Origin of the sequence: Corynebacterium sp. sy039, assembly GCF_007904105.1 — a bacterium.
Classification (GTDB): Bacteria; Actinomycetota; Actinomycetes; order Mycobacteriales; family Mycobacteriaceae; genus Corynebacterium.
Window position 1 is genome coordinate 152,997 of record NZ_CP042325.1, and the last position, 16,422, is coordinate 169,418.

Sequence of the window (16,422 nt, forward strand, 5' to 3'; positions counted from 1 at the left end):
GTAATCTGATGAAAGTTGAATTTTCATGTCTAATGATGTCATGGCTATTCCACAACCTGGCAAAAAGAGCACCTCTGATTTGTGGTGGCATCTTACCTTTGGTGGGTTGTTAGCTGTTACTCTCGTTGTTTATTTACTCTGGTCCTTTGATTATGTTGGTGAGGGAGCAAGCAAGTCTATCCTCATTACCACCATTATTTTTGGTGTGTTCATGGCATTTAACATCGGCGGTAACGATGTTGCTAACTCTTTTGGTACCTCAGTAGGTGCTGGAACACTGTCGATGAAACAAGCGCTAGTTGTTGCTGCTATTTTCGAGGTTTCAGGTGCTGTTCTCGCTGGTGGCGAGGTGACCGACACCGTTAAGTCTGGCATCGTTGATCTTGACGCGATTGATCTCGACCCACTTCACTTTGCCTTTATCATGATGTCTGCACTGCTCGGTGCAGCGATTTGGCTCCTTGTGGCTACCCGCATGGGATGGCCAGTGTCTACCACTCACTCCATCGTCGGTGGTATCGTTGGTGCTTCCCTTACTCTCGGCTTCAGCCAAGGTATTGGTGGCTGGGACATGGTTCAGTGGAGCGAAATCGGTCAGATCGCAATGAGCTGGGTATTGTCTCCTGTTCTTGGTGGTGCTGTTGCATGGTTGCTCTACAGCGCAATTAAGAAAAACATTCTCGATTACAACGACAAAGCAGATAAAGAACTTGATGTTCTTAAATCTGAGCGTGCACAGCTCCACGAAAAGTTCAAGAAGAACTTTGAGAGCCTGAGCGAAACAGAGAAGATCAGCTACACCTCAGCAATGCTTCGCGATTCGACGCTTATCAACGAGGAAAACTACGATCCAAATAACATCGAATCAGATTACTACCGTGACCTACATAAGCTCAATGTTCGTCGTGATGCTCTTAACACACACCGTGCACTAGAAAACTGGGTGCCTTTGTTAGCAGCAGTAGGTGCAGCAATTATTGGTGCAATGATGTTGTTCAAGGGTCTTAAGAACCTTGACTTCCACCTCTCTAACCTGGGTAACTTCCTCATCCTTGCCATGATCGCTGCAGTGGTATGGATGTCAGTATTTATTTTCACTCGTACCTTGAAGAACCGTGAACTACCACGTGCAACCTTCATCCTCTTCTCTTGGATGCAGGTATTCACCGCTTCTGCTTTTGCGTTCTCACATGGTTCTAACGATATTGCGAACGCTATCGGTCCATTCTCTGCCGTGCTCGACGTACTGCGTACTGATTCCATTAACGGTAAAGCAGAGGTGCCGACTGCAACTATGGTTACTTGTGGTGTCGCTCTTATTGCTGGTCTATGGTTCATTGGACGTTTCGTTATCCAGACCGTTGGTTCTGGACTTACTGAAATGCACCCAGCGTCTGGTTTCGCTGCCGAGCTTTCTGCAGCTGCAGTGGTTATGGGCGCGTCCTTGCTCGGTTTGCCTGTGTCTTCTACCCACATCTTGATTGGTGCAATTTTGGGTATCGGTTTGGTCCAGAAGAAAGCTAACTGGGGCATGATGAAGCCAATCGGTTTGGCATGGGTAATCACTTTGCCAGCTGCCGCAATTGTTTCTGCAGTATCCGTACTTGCTATCAACGGTATTTGGGGCTAATTTCACGTTTGCACTTTAGTGCTTGCGCTAAAGTGCGTTAGCCTTTTCTAGTACAAACTCCCATGACATCGGCGATGTCATGGGAGTTTTTGCACCTTAACCCTTGAAAGGCAAGTTGTTCATAGAGTTCATAAAGTTCATAAAGTTCACAAGTGTTCATAAGAGTTCATAAGTTCAGTTAGCTATAGTGATGAGTATGACTTACCAGCCGAACCCATTTAATGCCACATTGGGTGCTACGCCACCATTACTTGTTGGGCGCAGTGAAATTATCCGAGACTTTCGCTTTTCATTAGATGATGGTCCGGGAACTCATGAGCGTATCTCACTTATCGTTGGTTCTCGTGGTATTGGCAAAACAGCTTTGTTGAATGATTTTGAGGATGAAGCACATCAGCGTGGTTGGCTTGTTTTAAGTGAAACAGCAACTTCTGGCTTTATGCTGCGTCTTCGGAATAGGATTTTACGTATCCTTGCCAAAAATCAGAAACAGCTTACTGGATTGAGTCTTTCTATTTTAGGTATAGGCGGCGGTATTAATTGGGGTACCGAACCTCTGGCAGAGACTACGTACTCTTTGCGTGATGCATTGAAAGACTTACTGGAATATAAGCGTAATGTTGATGTGTGCGTGAATCAACCACCTGCAGGCGTACTGATTACGTTAGATGAGATGCATTATCAACATACGAATGAGCTTATCGATTTCGGAGTGGTCATTCAGCATTTGGTTCGTGAAAGAGAAGAAATTGCGGTTGCTATGGCTGGTATTCCCTCTTCAATTAAACCATTGCTGGCTGACAGACTTGATGATGGGGAGAGTATTAATCCAGCTACTTTTCTGCGTCGCGCCGCGCGAATAGAGCTTGGTCGGGTAAGTGATAGTGATGTAAGGCAAGGACTTGAACTCCCACTACGAGGAAGTTCTGTCAGCTGGTCTGAGGAGGCACTGGATATGGCAGTGCGTGCCTGCAAAGGTTATCCTTTTATGATTCAGTTAGTTGGCCAGTATTCTTTCCGAAACAAAGAAGAAAACTGCATTACTCGTGTAGCCGCGCAAGAAAGTATTGCAATGGCTAAACGTAAATTAGGGCAACTAGTGCATGAACCAGCGTTATCAGAGCTATCTAATGTGGATAAAGCCTTTTTAAGGTGTATGTCATATGATGATGGCCCCTCGCATATTAGTGATATTGCACAACGTATGCGACGTTCTAAAACTTATATCAGCAACTATCGACGAAGGCTTCTAGATGCAGAACTGATTGTGGAAACTGAGCGTGGACACATTGATTTTGCCTTACCCTATCTGCGTGAATATGTGCGTGAGCAGGATAGGAATAGGGAATAGAAAAGCACTGGGCATGATTCTCCATGCCCAGTGCTTTGTGTTGTAGGTACCGAGGTTAGCTCAGTTTATTCTTTGGCAGTCTTTTCTTGTTCTTTTGCAGTATCTGAATCTGAGTTTCTTTGCCTTTTGCCTAAATTGCTGAGCCGTTCGCGAAAACTATTCCATGTTTCGGAGGGATTCTTCGCGGGGGTTGCAGATTCTGTAGTGGCAATCACGACGTCGTCAAGCGTAATTTCTCCTGCTCTGAGTGCAATAAGCTCAGAATGATAGCGAATGAGGACTGCGACGGTTGCTGCTACTGGTACTGCAAGGAATGCGCCAATCACACCAAAGAGGGTGGAGCCGAGGGTAACGGAAAGCAGAACGATTGCTGGGTGCAGATTCATTGCCTTTGACTGCAGAATTGGTTGGAGTACATTTCCTTCAATCTGCTGTACGAGAACGATAAGCACCAATACCAAAATGGCGTTGGTGAGGCCATGACTTACTAATGCGATAAGTGCAGCGAGTGCGCCAGCGGTAAAAGCACCAACAATGGGAATAAAGCCAGCGAAGAATGTGATAACCGCAAGTGCTAGCGCAAGGGGTACTTTGAGGATAAGCAGGCCGATACCGATGAGAATGGCGTCGACAAGCGAAACGATGGCTTGGGTGCGGATGAAACCAGTGAGGGTATTCCATACTCGGGTTAGTGCTTCGGAAATGTGCCAGCCCACGCCCGGTCCGATAAAGCTGCGTACTGTCGGGAGGAAACGATCTCCATCTTTGAGGAAGAAAAATGTGAGGATAAGCACCAAAACGAGTGTGACAGCTATCGACGACGCGGTGGAAATACCACTGAACACGCCTGAAGTGATGTCTTTGGAACGGCTTTGTAAGAAATTGGTGATTTCGGTAGTGAGCTGATTGAGCCTGCTCGCATCGAGGTTGAGCGGTTCTTGCTGCACTAATTCTTGGACTCGGTGAATACCCTCTTGGACTCTCGCGAAAAGATCCTTGGACTGGCTGGTAACCATTGGGGCAATCGCACTAAAGACGCCACCGATTATTAAGAAGAAACCCAGAATAACGGAAATGGTTGCCAAGGAGGCTGGGACTTTTCGTGCGCGTAACCAACGAACAGGGGGCCATAGTACGGTGGTGACGAGCAGCGCCAATATGATTGGAAGGATAATTGTCCAGATAAGTGCTAGCCCTTTCCAGGCAATAACTGCTGCAATGGCGGTGATGATGAACCGCATTGCCCAGCCTGCTACTCGACGCATATCAGAACCGAGCAGGTGAGCGCGGTCGATTGGGTTTGCTGCTGTGGAGTGGTCAGCTGTGGGGCTGGCAATGTCAATCAAGTCAGTATCTTTGGCGTGTGATGCTGAAAGTGGTACGGCATTGTGTGCAGCACCAGGGTTAGCGGAATCATTCATTTTTTCTCGTTTATTCATCCTGACGGTTACGTCTTATTGTATTTTCATATGTTCGCCTTTTAGTCTGCCATAAAATGAGAGCTTTATACATTATTTTTTGTTTTCTCGATGAGCGTCTAGTCCTGATGTAGTTATGGTGGCGACGGGTGGCGGTATTCGATGGTGATGAATAGTGACAAATGGCGCTAAATAGAATCCATCGCAAACGGACTGTTTCAGAATGAAACAAGCTGATTTTATCTGCCTGTGAGCAGCGGTAATATAAAAAGTTGAGTCTGGTGGGAACAACTTTAGGGGTGGGTGCGTTAGTGTAAGTGTCAGGTTGAGTGGCATAGGCTCAATGCTTTAGGTATGGTGGCTATAGTTGCTCAAGGGAGTTGAGTTAAGTTCTATCAACTTTTCTCATTTCCGAACCCGCTTTCGGGCTTGGCGCAAGAACAAAAGATAAAAACAAACGTACATTACTAGAAAAGAGGAAAATCATGGGTCGCGCAGTAGGTATTGACCTTGGTACTACAAACTCAGTTGTTTCTGTTCTCGAAGGTGGCGAGCCAGTAGTTATCGCCAACTCAGAGGGCGCACGCACCACCCCATCCGTGGTGGCATTTGCTAAAAATGGTGAGGTGCTCGTCGGTCAGTCTGCAAAGAACCAGGCTGTCACTAACGTGGATCGCACTATTCGCTCTGTTAAGCGCCATATTGGTACAGATTGGACAGTAGCTATTGATGATAAGAGCTACACCCCACAGGAAATTTCCGCTCGTACCCTCATGAAGCTCAAGCGAGACGCTGAGGCATACCTCGGTGAGGATGTCACCGATGCGGTTATCACCGTTCCGGCATACTTCTCCGATTCACAGCGTCAGGCAACCAAAGAAGCAGGTCAGATTGCTGGCTTGAATGTTTTGCGTATCGTCAATGAGCCTACTGCTGCTGCTTTGGCTTATGGTCTAGAAAAGGGCGAGAAAGAGCAGACCATCTTGGTATTCGACCTTGGTGGTGGTACTTTCGACGTTTCCCTCCTAGAGATCGGTGACGGCGTGGTAGAGGTTCGCGCAACCGCTGGTGACAATGACCTCGGTGGTGACGACTGGGACAACCGCATTGTGGAATGGCTTATCAACAAGTTCAAGACAGCTCATGGCGTAGATCTTTCTAAAGACAAGATGGCTATGCAGCGTCTACGCGAAGCTGCTGAAAAAGCAAAGATTGAGCTTTCCGCTTCACAGTCCGCCACAATTAACTTGCCATACATCACTGTGGATGCTGACAAGAACCCACTATTCCTTGATGAGACTCTTTCTCGTACTGAGTTCCAGAAGATCACTCAAGATTTGCTTGACCGCACCAAGGCTCCTTTCAACCAGGTGGTTAAAGATGCCGGTATTTCCGTAAATGAGATTGACCATGTGGTGCTTGTGGGTGGTTCTACCCGTATGCCAGCTGTGTCTGACCTCGTTAAAGAACTCACCGGTGGTCGTGAGCCAAACAAGGGTGTGAACCCAGATGAGGTTGTTGCCGTCGGTGCTGCACTTCAGGCAGGTGTACTTCGCGGTGAAGTAAAGGATGTTTTGCTTCTCGACGTCACCCCATTGTCTTTGGGCATTGAAACCAAAGGTGGCGTGATGACTAAGCTCATCGAGCGCAACACCACTATTCCAACCAAGCGCTCAGAGACATTCACCACTGCTGAAGATAACCAGCCATCAGTACAAATCCAGGTGTACCAGGGCGAGCGTGAGATTGCTTCTGCAAACAAGCTGCTCGGTTCCTTTGAGCTTGGCGGAATTGCTCCTGCACCACGTGGTTTGCCACAGATTGAGGTTACCTTCGACATTGACGCTAACGGTATTGTTTCTGTTTCCGCAAAGGATAAGGGAACTGGCAAAGAGAACACCATCAAGATTCAAGACGGTTCCGGCTTGTCTCAGGAAGAAATTGATCGCATGATCAAAGATGCTGAGGCTCACGCTGATGAAGATAAGAAGCGTCGTGAGGAGCAAGAGACTCGCAACTCTGCAGAGCTGTTGGCACACCAGACTCGCCAGTTCCTTGAGGAGAATGGTGATAAGGCATCTGATGAACTCAAGACCAAGATTACTGAAGCAGCAGACGCTGTTGATGAGGCTCTTAAGGGAGACGACATCGAAGCGATTAAGAGTGCCGTCGAAAAGCTTTCTACTGAGTCACAAGAACTTGGCAAGCTAATCTACGAGGCAGAGGCAGCAAAAGCGGCTGCAGCGCAGGCCGATAATGCTGATCCGAATGTAGTGGATGCTGAAGTTATTGATGAGGAAGAAGACAAAAAGTGAGCGAACACAACAATCTAGATGAGCATGCCGACGAGGTGCTCGAAAATCTAGAGGCACAGCTCAAAGACGCAGATCCAGGCGCAGAAGCTGAAGTGGACTCAACTGACACGGTTGAAGAAACTGCAGAAACTGAAGAGGACACACAACCGTCGCTTGAGGATCAGTTGGCAGAACGTACTGAAGATTTGCAACGCCTATCTGCAGAATATGCCAACTACCGTAGGCGTACGGAACGTGAGCGTAAAGCTGGAGTGGAAAATGTAAAAGCTCAGGTACTCACGCAATTGTTGCCAATTCTGGATGATTTGGAGCTTGCGGAGCAACATGGTGATCTTGAACAAGGACCGCTCAAAAGTTTCCGTGATAAGTTCGTGTCAGTTTTAGATACTTTTAAGGTCACACCTTTTGGTGCAGCTGGCGAGGTATTTGATCCTGAGCGTCATGAGGCTGTGCAAGACCTCTCTACTGGCGACGATAAGTACATTGGCACTGTCCTTCGACTTGGCTACCAGGTAGAAGAGCGCTTATTGCGTACCGCAATGGTCATTATCGTTGATCCAGTTGATTCAGAAGCGGAATCAACTGCAGAAGACGATACAGAATAACGTATCGCATGAGTTACGAGGTCTTTCCTGTTGCCTTTGGTAAGGAGAGGCCTCGATTTTTCTCTCATCTTTAATCGTGCATCTTTGATCTTGGAAAACTGAAAGGAGGGAGCAAGATGACACCCAAAAATGAATGGATAGAACAAGATTTTTATCAAGACCTAGGCGTGAACACAACGGCGAGTGAAGCAGAAATAAAAAAAGCCTATCGCAAAATAGCTCGTGAGAATCATCCGGACTCAAACCCGGGAAACAAGGCAGCCGAAGAAAAATTCAAGCGTGCAGCTCAAGCCTACGATGTCTTAGGTAACGAGAGTAAACGCAAAGAATATGATGAGTTTCGTGCGTTACTTGCCAGCAATAAAGCTCATGGGTATAGCACTCAAGCAGGCTTTGATTTTTCCGACCTAGGTGATTTTCTTGGTGCAGCACGTGCACGCCAAGGAAACTTTAGCGACACAAACCTGGGTGATATTTTTGGCACTTTCTTTAACCGCGATACTACACGCGCCTATAAGCCACGTTCACCGCGCCCTACTCGAGGTGCAGACGTAGAAACTGATGTCACACTTGAGTTCCGGGAAGCGGCGCAAGGGACAACCATCCCACTGAAATTAACAGGAGACGCGCCCTGCACTACGTGTCATGGTTCAGGTTCGCAAAGCGCTAAAAAAACAACCTGCACTACTTGTTCTGGTACTGGTTTTACTTCCGAAAATCGAGGAGCATTTGGGTTTTCGGCTCCGTGTACTGATTGCGATGGCACAGGTACAAAAATTACCGATCCTTGTCTCGATTGCGACGGGAAAGGAACAGTACACAAAACTCGTTCCATCACAGTGCGTATTCCAGTTGGCGTTATCGACGGACAAAAAGTACGTTTAGCTGGTCAGGGTGAGGCTGGTCCTCATGGTGCCCCAGCAGGCGATTTATTTGTCAATGTGAAAGTCAAACCAGATCCTATTTTTACCCGCAGTGGTGATGATCTTGAGGTGACTGTTCCTGTTTCGTTTACCGAATTGACTCTAGGGGAAACAATTTCTGTTCCCACACTTGAGCATAGTGTTCGCTTAAAAATACCAGCTGGTACCCCTAATGGTCGAGTGCTGAGAGTGCGCGGTCGTGGTATTGCGAAGCGTGGTGGTGAAACAGGCGATCTTCTAGTAAAAGTTGAGGTAGTAATTCCTACGGATCTTGATCCTGCTGCGATGAGCACCTTGCGTAGTTTTGCACAAACTGCCCGAGATGCCGGTTATGATCCGCGTGCAGGTTGGGCCGGAGCTTAAGAATTGGAGGTGAGAGCTGTGTCTGAATCCAATGGCAAAGATTTTGAGGAAGTGTTTGTTATTTCTGTTGCTGCTGAGCTGGCAGGAATGCACGCACAGACATTGCGTACCTATGATCGGCTCGGATTGGTTACTCCGCAGCGAACTTCTGGGGGTGGGCGTCGTTATTCGCTTGACGACGTTGAGCTGTTGCGCACCGTGCAACGCCTTAGTCAAGAAGATGGCGTTAATTTGGCTGGGATCAAGGCAATTATTGACTTAAAAAAAGAAAATGCTCGGTTGAAGGCGGAGAATAAACAGTTGCGCCAGGAAAAAGAGCAGCTCCTTAAGTATGGGGTGCGGTCGCGTGGTGAGATAGTGCATGTACCGCGATCGACAGCAGTGGTGTTATGGGAGCCGCGTAGTTCTCGAAAGCGCTAAATGGGTTCCTCTGGTCAAGATTGCCTCAGCGTGTTAACGTGATGTAGGTCGCTTATGTGGTTCATGTGACCGCTAAGCCACATATATACATCATGCTGAAATAAGTGAGGCAATTATGACTATTTATGCTAATCCAGGTACACCAGGCGCAATTGTGGAATTCCGCGATCGCTATGACAATTTCATCGGTGGTGATTGGGTTGCTCCTGTAGCAGGTCGTTATATGGATAACATCACCCCAGTCACTGGTGAGGTTTTCTGTCAGGTAGCACGTTCTGATGCACAGGATATTGAAAAAGCACTCGACGCTGCCCATGCAGCGGCTAGCTCCTGGGGTGCTACGTCGCCGGCAGAGCGCGCTTTGGTGCTGAATCGAATTGCCGATCGTATTGAAGAAAATCTTGAAAAAATTGCCGTGGCAGAAACGTGGGATAACGGTAAGGCTGTTCGAGAAACTCTTGCAGCTGACCTGCCGCTTACTGTGGATCATTTCCGTTATTTCGCTGGTGCTATTCGTGCTCAAGAGGGTGGCATTTCGCAGCTAGATGAGAACACAGTGGCGTATCATTTCCACGAGCCAATTGGTGTGGTTGGGCAGATTATTCCGTGGAACTTTCCTATTTTGATGGCTGCATGGAAAATTGCACCGGCGTTGGCTGCGGGTAACACCATTGTGCTCAAGCCGGCTGAGCAAACCCCAGCATCCTTGCTTTATTTGGTAGAGATTATTGCTGATTTATTACCGGCAGGTGTGTTAAATATCGTTAATGGTTTGGGAGAAGAAGCAGGTGCTGCGCTTTCTTCTTCTCATCGAATCGGAAAAATTGCGTTCACTGGTTCCACCCAGGTTGGTAAGCTCATTAACAAGGCAGCGGCGGATAAAATTATCCCAGTGACTCTCGAGTTGGGTGGTAAATCGCCGTCAATTTTCTTCGAGGATATTATGCAGGCAGATGATGCTTTCCGCGATAAGTGCGTCGAAGGTCTTGCGATGTTTGCCTTGAATCAGGGCGAGATTTGCACTTGCCCATCACGTGCGCTGGTTCATGAAGCTATTGCCGACGACTTCCTTGCTCTTGGTGTCGAGCGCGTGAAGAAAATTAAATTGGGTAATCCGCTTGATACTGAAACAATGATGGGTGCACAGGCGTCCCAGGAACAGCTCGATAAGATCTCTAGCTACCTTGAGCTTGGTCCTCAAGAAGGTGCTGAGGTGCTTACCGGTGGGCATATCAATAAACTTGAGGGGCTTGATGGTGGGTTCTATATTGAGCCAACCATCTTCAAGGGAACAAATGATATGCGTATCTTCCAGGAAGAAATTTTTGGACCAGTGCTTTCGGTTACTACGTTCAAGGATTTCGATGAGGCAATCCGTATTGCTAATGACACGAACTATGGTTTAGGTGCTGGCGTGTGGACTAGGCAGCAAAATACTGCTTACCGTGCTGGTCGCGCTATTCAGGCAGGACGAGTATGGGTCAATCAGTATCACAATTACCCAGCTCATGCTGCTTTCGGTGGCTATAAAGAGTCTGGTATTGGACGGGAAAATCACCTTATGATGCTGGCACATTACCAGCAAACTAAGAATCTTCTTGTTTCTTATGACGAGAATGCCACAGGTTTGTTCTAAACAACTACGTTACGGCGGTTGGGTTTGACTGGTGTGAGTATGTCTTGCACCAGTCAATCAATATCAGGGGCATATGTGCTGATTATTCATATCGACGTACCACACTGTGCAGGCAGGTTAGGTGCTTAGTTAAGTACCGTGTGCCTGCTCTAGCCTTTAGGTTTATTGAGTTCTTTTTTGAGCATTGCGATAAATGACTCATCGGTAAAATAATCAGAATGTCCACCGTGGATGCGTAATAGTGGATAACCGCTGGTCAGTGCTGCAGGATCAATGCCATGTAATGAGGTTAGTGCTGTTCCTGTTAACCCAATAGGGTCTTTATCGCCGAGTGCGGCAATAATTTTGGGGGATTGAGAATTAAGGGTAAGTTTTCTTGGTACTCCAGGGCTGCCAGCAAGAATGAGACTATCTGCCTCGAGTCCTGATTCTGTTGCTGCGTATCCGGCAACAGTGGATCCGTAGCTATGACCTAATACGACCAGGCGAGCATGTGGATTTCTTTCTCTTAATGCTTTCTGCAGTTTTTGTAGTGGCATACGGGCTTGCAAAGCAGGAGTTTTGGCGATTCCTGCAGCCAGCGACGGAGGGGCATCGTATCCAAGCCACATGACAACAGGGGTACCAGTTTTTTGATAAATATGTTGTGCACGATTGGAATAGGTTTGCATACCTTCGGAGGAACTTGAGCCTACACCAGCGACGATCGTCGTAATTGATTTTGCATTATCAATATCTCCGAATGCCAGGGTAACGTGTCCTTTTTGATCGGCCTCCAAAATGTGAGCATCAGGGAATTTTTTACTCAAAGAAATGATATTTTCTGGTGCTTCTATCAATGAGAGTTCGTGCAATTCATCAAGATTCAATTCTTTGCGTTCTGACAGAGAATGTTCTGGTTCGCGTGCGCGATTGCGCAGTGTGTTAGCGCAACAGAAATCCAAAATTTTTCCTAAGGTTTGTAACTGATTGAGGGCAATCGTTAAGGGGAGTGAACAGTCGGCAATTCCTTGCGCTATGTCATACAAAGAAAGAATTTGTTTGTATGTTTCTTCTAATTTTGATTGTGCACTAGCAGTGTGATCGAGTGCATTAATAATGCACAGCGTCGTTGTGTGAATTTTGTGCCAGCGCGTCAGTATTTCATAAAAGCGCTGTTGAGCTGCATCAAATGCGATGGAAGATACGGCAGCAAATGCCGTATCTACATTGCTTTTCTGGGCTTGCAGCAATTGTTCGTAGTGCAGGGCAACATTTTTATGGTGGGCTGAGGTGTAGGAAAGTTCGCTTGATTTTAATGGGAAAATGTTCATGGGTTATCAATTGTGTGTTGGAAGGGTAGTGCTCAATGTGGTGTGGAGTGAGTTATCTATGGTGGTGCATTTCTGGACAAAAGAATGTAATTCGGATAGATGTTCGTCGAAAGCGGTGATGATTTCATGTGCTTTGCGGGTGAGGTCGGCATTGTGGTCTGTTAAAGCATGCATGGTTTTGCTTGGAGTATCGAGCGTATTGAGTGGCATGGGGCTGAGATGCCTGACAAGGTTCTGAAAAGATTGTTGAGTGAAGATTAAAGTCATGTTCATCATTATGTTTTGCTTGGGGTGGGTAGGGAAGGGCAGAGGGGTTTACAACTAAAAAATTGTGGAAAACAATACTGTTTTCAGTTTTTATCCACAGGCAGCAGCTATGCTTGGGATATGCGAATTGCACTTGCACAGGTTTGTTCTACTGGTCATAAACAAGAGAATGTGGATCTAGTACGTAGGAGTGTGGTGCAAGCAAAAGCTGATGGGGCACAGCTTGTGGTGTTTCCTGAAGCAATGATGCAGGGATTTGGTACTGGGCGGTTAGATATACAAGCGGAAGAGATGGATGGTGAGTTTATCTCTACGCTTGCGCAGTTAGCCACGGAATATAGTATCGCTATTATTGCTGGGGTGTTTGTCCCGGCAGATCGAGTGGAACGCTCTGGTAAGTGGATTAACCGAGTACACAATACGCTTGTCATTGCTCGACCATCTCAGGAACTTGAGTATTACCATAAAATTCATACATATGATGCCTTCGGTTTTCGGGAATCGGATACGGTGGCAGCCGGTAAGGATACTGTGGTTTTTGAGTATGGTGGCATTTGTTTTGGTGTGGCTACCTGCTATGACATTCGGTTCCCGCAGCAGTTTGTGGAGTTGGCGCGCCACGGTGCTCAGGTGATTGTGGTGGCTGCGTCGTGGTCTGGCGGGGCGGATAAGTTACGGCAGTGGCAACTTTTGACTCAAGCTCGGGCTTTGGATTCTACATCCTACATTGTGGCGGTTGATCAAGCGTTGCCTAGCGACGAGCGTGCTAGTGCTGCGCCAACTGGTATTGGACATTCTATGGTGGTTAACCCTCAAGGGGAACCGATGGTGGAACTGGGGGAATTGAGCGAAGTGGTATGTGTGGATCTTGACCTATCGAAAGTGGAGCAGGTGCGTAAACTGTTGCCTGTATTGGATTATGCTTAAGTTTTCTTAGTAATTACTGGGCAGCCTTTAAGGTATGGGGGAGGCTGTGGGGGAGTCTTTTTATTTATTTTTTCTATATCTGAGATTCTAAAACCCTAAGAAAAGCCCTGTTTTTATATGAATTTTAAGAAAAAATTTAGAAAACTTTTGATTAACAGATGGGATTCTTTGTGGAGTAGACTCCCCATGTTTGTGTCTTGATTTCATATAAAGGAGAACAAATATGGACATTGCTCGTAGTAAAAAGACGGGTGGTTGTTGGTGAACCGCTTAGTGTTTTTGCGCGATTTTGCCTGGCGTTTCTTAGCTATGGTGGTATCCATTGCTTTGGTGTCTTTTGGTGTCGTTTGTGTGCACAACAACGCGGCAGCTGATGAAGAACTCGCCTCTTACGATGAGGGCTATAGCGACGCTCAGCTTGACGCTGGTCAAAGGCATGGTACTGAGGCCGGCGCTGTTGCTGGTGAGAATAATGGCCTGCTGAAGAAAGTAGAAAAATCTGATAGCTACGACGCTATCTCGCAACTAACGCACGACAATGCGGGAATACGCGGTGGCGTGCAGCCATTTGCTGGTTTAACCAACTTAGTGCATGGCAACTGCATTGATTTTGGGTTTAGTAGCCCGACAATCAATGAAGGAACGGAGTCTCGGGCGGAAAAAGATTTCCGTCGACACTACACTCTCGATGGTTCTCGTGACGGCGATGTTTACTATGAGAAACTCACTCAAGTAACTGGACAAGGGGCAACCGCTTTTGATCGCAGTGAAGTACAAGACATTGAGCTTATTTACAATGGTAAACTTCGTGATTCTGCGATCAATATGGCAAAGAAATACACCCAGGAAGTGCACCGTCTCCAAACACTCACCCAAGAATCTGAGTTGGATGAGGACGCGATTCGGGAATCTATTGCTCAGGTTGGTAAATATGGCTTAATGCTTCGCGCTTTGCTCACCACGTCGAGCGCTAACAAATCAAAGCTATATGGGCGACTGCTAGAAGCGGGCGAGCCGGGTTTTGCGGATGATGAGAATAATGTCATCAAATTCCAAGGAGACTTGCTGAGTACAGTTATTACTCCTGAAGATTTTACTAAGGAAACTGGTTTCGTTATTACTGGTAATGTAGAAAAAACCTTAGACGGTTTTTATCTTCAAGATTCCGCTGCCGATGGCTATTACCTCACTCCTATTGCGGAAGACGGATCTACTCCAGGTACTGGTGGGTTAAAGTTCCGCGATATTGTTCCTGAGGCTAACGCTAACGAATACATTAGCGTAGTTGTCCCAACCTCCTATGATATTGACAAACTAGCTATTTCAACTGGTGAGGCTGATTTCCAGCGTTTCTTCCCAGTAGATCAGCCTGGTCTGCCCGACCCAAGTAAGCCTGCTGCTCCTCGGATCGCTACCTCCGTTGCTGTCGACGATAAGACTGAGTTCAACGCTAAGCAGGAAGCGTTACAAGCTAAAGAGGCTGAACTGGAAACCGTTGTCGAAAATGACACTGAATACGTTGTGATCTATGACAATGTTGAGGTCAAAAACCTGGTTCGTGGCGAAGAATACACACTCGACGCACAGCTAGTGCGCAAACCAGAAAAAGATCAAGTGGTTACGCCAATTGAGGGCGTCGTCGGTAAGCAAAAATTTGTTGCTGGTGGCGATAACTTCGATGCTGCCAGGGATGATGACGGTAACTCTGAAAGCGTGTCCGGAATGGTGCGTGTGAAGATTCTTCTCCCTAAGTCTGAACTGGAAAAAGACGTGGAGAGCTTCATTGCGTTTGAGACGTTGACCTCCGAAAGTGAGAAAGCTCAAGCCAATAAGGCTGATGGTTTATCTGAGGGCGCTGCGGCGAATGTGATTGCTCAGCACGACGACCCTACTGACCAGGCTCAAACAATCTTCATTGAAAAGGTACTCAAGCCTTCTATCACGACCTCTTTGGATACGGAACCAACAGGCATTGATGAAACAGACGCTAATAAACTGAGTTTCCATCGGTCCGCGGATAAGAAAGGTGAGTTTGCTACCTTCTTCGATACTGTGAGAGTTAATAATGTGCTGCGTGGTAAAGAATACACGCTGACAGCTGACCTTATTGATAAGGCAACAGGCAAGCATATTGCAGGAATCGACGCCCAGCCTATTACTTTCACACCTGGTGTCGCTTCTATTGGTTCAGTTTTTAAGACTGGTGCCGACGACGGTAAGTCTGAGACTTTGTCTGGAACTGTCCTCGTACCTATTGCTGTTCCTAAGGAAGCATTTAAGTTCGACGCAGCGCAGCCGAAATCTTTTGTTGCGTTCGAGACGCTGACCTCTGAGGACGCTGAGGCACAGGTTGTGAAAGCTGATGGTTTATCTGAGGGCGCTGCGGCGAATGTGATTGCGGAGCACAAGGATCCTGAGGATGGAAACCAGACAATTACGATTGAAACTCCTGTCGAATCGACTGAAGATCCTGAGCATGAGACAACTGAAGCGCCTGAGGCGTCTGAAGTTCCTGAAGTGACGCACTATGGCATCGCTGATGATGCCCAGACGACATTCAGTGAGGATGCTGATATGGGAATCAGTGAGGAGGTGAGTCCGCAGAAGCCCGTGAAGCCTTCTGAGAGTGAGACGGTTCCTGAGATTCAGATCGTGGAGAGGGCTAGTGATGAGGAAGATGATGAGTATTCTGTTGCTGAGGTTGAGCCAGGTGCTACGAAGTCTGTGACATTTGAGGTCGTCAACACTGGTAGTACACCAATGAAGGATATTGCTGTGACGGATATGGTGAGCTCAGCCGAACAAGTTACCTGCGAGGATCAGCCTAAGGTGCTTGATCCTGGTGAGTCATTCATGTGCACTGCGATGTATTCTGCGCCTGAATCTGATAGTCAAGAGGAAGATATATCAGATGCTTTAACAGGAGAGGATCACTTTGCGTCTCTTGAGGATATAGTCGATTCTGAGAAGTCTGTGAAGCCTGTGAAGGATTCTGATCCTGCGAAGGCGAAGCCTGGGTCTGGTGGGGCTAGGCAGTCTGCTGGTTCTGAGCCAAGTAAGCCTGGTAAGCCAAGTGAGCCTGAGAAGGTTGTGGTTGATGTGATTGCTGGTCAGGTTGTTGAGCATCGTGGCGAGTCTAAGCCTGGTGCTAAGCCTAGTGTGAATACGGGTTCTAAGGCTGTGAAGAAGCCTGGTGCTCGTGTGACGACGGGTGGTCATTTGCGTGCTGCTTAGTTGGGTGTGTTCCCATAGGT

12 protein-coding genes are annotated in these 16,422 nt (G+C 47.2%); 9 read left to right on the top strand and 3 right to left on the bottom strand.

Annotated features, from left to right (window positions below):
* The first annotated feature begins 25 nt into the window (after positions 1-25).
* On the top strand, positions 26-1,630 hold the full coding sequence (locus tag FQV43_RS00705; RefSeq protein WP_246846930.1) for an inorganic phosphate transporter: 1,605 nt from the start codon (positions 26-28) through the stop codon (positions 1,628-1,630).
* A gap of 196 nt (positions 1,631-1,826) precedes the next feature.
* Positions 1,827-2,981 carry an ATP-binding protein gene (locus FQV43_RS00710; RefSeq protein WP_144273673.1) on the top strand — a complete coding sequence of 385 codons (1,155 nt, stop codon included), beginning with the start codon at positions 1,827-1,829 and terminating at the stop codon, positions 2,979-2,981.
* Positions 2,982-3,046: 65 nt separating this feature from the next.
* Here the strand turns inward: FQV43_RS00710 and FQV43_RS00715 are convergent, their stop codons facing one another.
* A complete protein-coding gene (locus FQV43_RS00715; protein WP_146338159.1) occupies positions 3,047-4,402 on the bottom strand; it encodes an AI-2E family transporter in 1,356 nt (451 codons plus the stop codon).
* Between the two features lie 482 nt (positions 4,403-4,884).
* On the opposite strand from FQV43_RS00715, the gene dnaK reads away from it, so the two are divergent.
* The 5 genes from dnaK (at position 4,885) to FQV43_RS00740 (ending at position 10,661) form a co-directional block, all read left to right on the top strand.
* Positions 4,885-6,714, top strand: coding sequence for a molecular chaperone DnaK (gene dnaK / locus FQV43_RS00720; RefSeq protein ID WP_144273675.1), 1,830 nt, complete (start codon positions 4,885-4,887; stop codon positions 6,712-6,714).
* On the top strand, positions 6,711-7,319 hold the full coding sequence (gene grpE / locus FQV43_RS00725) for a nucleotide exchange factor GrpE (RefSeq protein ID WP_144273676.1): 609 nt from the start codon (positions 6,711-6,713) through the stop codon (positions 7,317-7,319). The genes dnaK and grpE overlap by 4 nt, the downstream gene beginning before the upstream one ends.
* 116 nt (positions 7,320-7,435) lie before the next feature.
* Positions 7,436-8,605 carry a molecular chaperone DnaJ gene (dnaJ, locus tag FQV43_RS00730; protein WP_146338161.1) on the top strand — a complete coding sequence of 390 codons (1,170 nt, stop codon included), beginning with the start codon at positions 7,436-7,438 and terminating at the stop codon, positions 8,603-8,605.
* Positions 8,606-8,623: 18 nt separating this feature from the next.
* On the top strand, positions 8,624-9,025 hold the full coding sequence (locus FQV43_RS00735) for a heat shock protein transcriptional repressor HspR (RefSeq protein ID WP_255455982.1): 402 nt from the start codon (positions 8,624-8,626) through the stop codon (positions 9,023-9,025).
* A 115-nt stretch (positions 9,026-9,140) separates the two neighbouring features.
* Positions 9,141-10,661 carry an aldehyde dehydrogenase family protein gene (locus FQV43_RS00740; protein WP_144273678.1) on the top strand — a complete coding sequence of 507 codons (1,521 nt, stop codon included), beginning with the start codon at positions 9,141-9,143 and terminating at the stop codon, positions 10,659-10,661.
* A 149-nt stretch (positions 10,662-10,810) separates the two neighbouring features.
* On the opposite strand, the gene FQV43_RS00745 is transcribed toward FQV43_RS00740, so the two are convergent.
* Together FQV43_RS00745 and FQV43_RS00750 are read right to left on the bottom strand one after the other, a co-directional pair.
* Positions 10,811-11,974, bottom strand: a complete 1,164-nt coding sequence (locus tag FQV43_RS00745) for an alpha/beta hydrolase (RefSeq protein WP_146338163.1) — start codon at positions 11,972-11,974, stop codon at positions 10,811-10,813.
* 6 nt (positions 11,975-11,980) lie between these two features.
* Positions 11,981-12,250 (bottom strand): hypothetical protein, encoded by a 270-nt coding sequence (locus FQV43_RS00750; RefSeq protein ID WP_168195005.1) that lies wholly within the window; start codon positions 12,248-12,250, stop codon positions 11,981-11,983.
* Positions 12,251-12,361: 111 nt separating this feature from the next.
* Between FQV43_RS00750 and FQV43_RS00755 the strand changes: the two genes are divergently transcribed.
* The gene (locus tag FQV43_RS00755; protein WP_144273681.1) at positions 12,362-13,168 is read left to right on the top strand and encodes a carbon-nitrogen hydrolase family protein; all 807 of its coding nucleotides are present in this window, start codon (positions 12,362-12,364) and stop codon (positions 13,166-13,168) included.
* A gap of 261 nt (positions 13,169-13,429) precedes the next feature.
* On the top strand, positions 13,430-16,402 hold the full coding sequence (locus FQV43_RS00760; protein ID WP_146338165.1) for a VaFE repeat-containing surface-anchored protein: 2,973 nt from the start codon (positions 13,430-13,432) through the stop codon (positions 16,400-16,402).
* The last annotated feature ends 20 nt before the right edge of the window (positions 16,403-16,422 follow it).